A 2,105-nucleotide genomic window follows, 5' to 3' on the forward strand; every position below is an offset into this window, starting at 1 on the left:
GGAGGAAACCAAAGTGGATAACAAGCCAAGTGATTGGGCAAAAGCATCATGGGAGAAAGCGCAAGAGAAAAAAGACAAAAATAACGTACCTATCTTTGATGGAAAAAACCCGAAAGGTCCTATATCAAGAGAACAAGTGGCAGTTGTATTAGATCGCTTAGGATTATTAGATTAAAAGATAAAGCCCCTAGTCAAACTAGGGGTTATTTTTTTGATACTCCACGGCTAGTAATCAATTCTTTCTTTATATAATGCTCTGGTGTATAAGTTTCCAATAAGTAATTCTTCGTAAAACGATTCTGTTTATAAACGTAAACTGTTTCTTTATCTGTATGTTTATGTATTTCTCTAAAAACAATGTTGTTCCAATTTAAAAATATCAGTAATGCTATAACAAGACTAACCCCTATAAAAATTAATTTCTTCATGTTTTTCCCTCTCTTTTTATATAGAAGTCTCCGTAATGCACTTCCAATAAATCAGCTAACTTAATCAATTGTGGTATTGAAGGATAATGTTTCCCTGTACACCATGTAGACAATGTATTTTGAGAAACCCCCATATATTCACATATATATTCTCTATGGTACTTCGACTTCTTTATGTATTCTCCAATTAAACTTACTATCATTTTTATCACCCATATACCTATTCGACAAAACTTTCCTATTATCCTTTAACGATTTTTTCAAAAAAATCACGATTATTTTTGTAAAGACAGGCAATATTTCAGACTATCGCCCATACATTATAAGTACATCTAATCCATAGACCCTTAACTTGATTAGATTACAACTATATGAAAGGAGGGTTTTCATGATAGTGGGCTTTGATTGGGGTAATGCCTACACCAAAATATGCACACCTCATAACGTCATAAGCTATCCATCTGATATAATCCCTTATCGCAAAATAAAAGTATCTAATTCCTTACGAGAACATGATTTTATATTCGATTATCGAGGGCGAAAGGGAATAGCAGGAACGTTAGCAAGGGAGGAACGGACCATTCTCGATCGCACACGTAAAGGAGATACCAAACTACATGAAGATGCGCTTATACGTTTATTAATCGGACTACACCAGTTGCCCGATAAACATTTTCAAATAGTAGTAGGTCAACCAATCAATCGACATAGTGAGGATAAAGAACAGATTATTTCAATGGCCAAAGGGGTTCACGCTATTACGGTAAATGGAAGCCGTAAGGAAATCATAGTTAAAGACGTTGTGGTAGGTGTTGAAGGTGGTTCTGCCTATTTATCTAATCCATCTAAGCACATACACCTAATCGACATAGGAAGTGGCACAATCAATTTTGCTACTGTTAAGGATGGCCGTTTCATTAACTCACAAAGTACGACTATTGCACAAGGCTTAGAAAATACCGAACAGGATTATGAAAGCATAGCTGTCAACATAAAAAATATTGTCCTGGACTTAGATTGGAAGGATTCTATTTATGTCATGGGTGGAGGGGCTCATTTAATTCCATTACCTTATCCAAGGTTCAGCCCAATATATAACAACCGCATATATGGTCCTGAACTAGCTAATGCAATCGGATATTACAAGATAGGTGAGAAATTATGGGCAAAGTAGAATTGCGAACGAAGGGTGTAGCGTTTAATATAGCGGATCAACAACAAAAAGAGTTATATGATTACGCACTCTCAAAAAGTAATTTTAGTGGGTATATTAAGGGTTTAATTGTTAGGGATATGTTAGGTATACCCGCTATTGAAACTAAGCAGGAATCAAGCGTAAACGATATTACAAGCTTTATATAACTAATTAATTGCCAAGTATCTACTTAAGTAAGTCTGACTAGTTATTCGAGGAATTTTAATTGATATAAAGCGGATTTTATTTTTGTTTAAAGAGAAGCGAAAGCGGAACAGACTGAAGGGGGAGCGCGAGGGGGAGAACTAATATTCAGAAAATTAGGAGGGAGAAAATGCACACCTTAGCAACCTGGGGATTAATCACCATGAGTGGTGTTGGTATAATGACTTTGTTAATGGCACGGTATGAGAATGAGATATTAACTGTAGTAGGTTATCTAATTATGATTGGATTGATACTAGGTGGTATATGGTGTGCGT

At 35.5% G+C, this 2,105-nt stretch carries 4 protein-coding genes; 2 read left to right on the plus strand and 2 right to left on the minus strand.

The window, feature by feature from the left end; translation table 11 throughout:
* Nucleotides 1-203 precede the first annotated feature (203 nt).
* Both G5W_RS0119845 and G5W_RS0119850 read right to left on the minus strand, forming a co-directional pair.
* Nucleotides 204-428 (minus strand): hypothetical protein, encoded by a 225-nt coding sequence (locus tag G5W_RS0119845; protein ID WP_010099509.1) that lies wholly within the window; start codon nucleotides 426-428, stop codon nucleotides 204-206.
* On the minus strand, nucleotides 425-631 hold the full coding sequence (locus G5W_RS0119850; RefSeq protein WP_010099511.1) for a helix-turn-helix domain-containing protein: 207 nt from the start codon (nucleotides 629-631) through the stop codon (nucleotides 425-427). The genes G5W_RS0119845 and G5W_RS0119850 overlap by 4 nt, the downstream gene beginning before the upstream one ends.
* 185 nt (nucleotides 632-816) lie before the next feature.
* Here G5W_RS0119850 and G5W_RS0119855 point away from each other — a divergent pair, with 185 nt between their 5' ends.
* Together G5W_RS0119855 and G5W_RS21770 are read left to right on the plus strand one after the other, a co-directional pair.
* A complete protein-coding gene (locus G5W_RS0119855; protein WP_010099512.1) occupies nucleotides 817-1,602 on the plus strand; it encodes a ParM/StbA family protein in 786 nt (261 codons plus the stop codon).
* Nucleotides 1,590-1,790, plus strand: a complete 201-nt coding sequence (locus tag G5W_RS21770) for a hypothetical protein (protein WP_010099515.1) — start codon at nucleotides 1,590-1,592, stop codon at nucleotides 1,788-1,790. Before G5W_RS0119855 ends, G5W_RS21770 begins: the two co-directional genes overlap by 13 nt.
* The last annotated feature ends 315 nt before the right edge of the window (nucleotides 1,791-2,105 follow it).

The organism is Ornithinibacillus scapharcae TW25 (genome assembly GCF_000190475.1).
Lineage (GTDB): Bacteria > Bacillota > Bacilli > Bacillales > Amphibacillaceae > Ornithinibacillus > Ornithinibacillus scapharcae.

What these genes read in the sequence shown, in the direction of transcription:
- G5W_RS0119845 (WP_010099509.1), bottom strand. Translation starts at nt 428, where the DNA reads ATGAAGAAATTAATTTTTATAGGGGTTAGTCTTGTTATAGCATTACTG.
- G5W_RS0119850 (WP_010099511.1), bottom strand. Translation starts at nt 631, where the DNA reads ATGATAGTAAGTTTAATTGGAGAATACATAAAGAAGTCGAAGTACCAT.
- G5W_RS0119855 (WP_010099512.1), top strand. Translation starts at nt 817, where the DNA reads ATGATAGTGGGCTTTGATTGGGGTAATGCCTACACCAAAATATGCACA.
- G5W_RS21770 (WP_010099515.1), top strand. Translation starts at nt 1,590, where the DNA reads ATGGGCAAAGTAGAATTGCGAACGAAGGGTGTAGCGTTTAATATAGCG.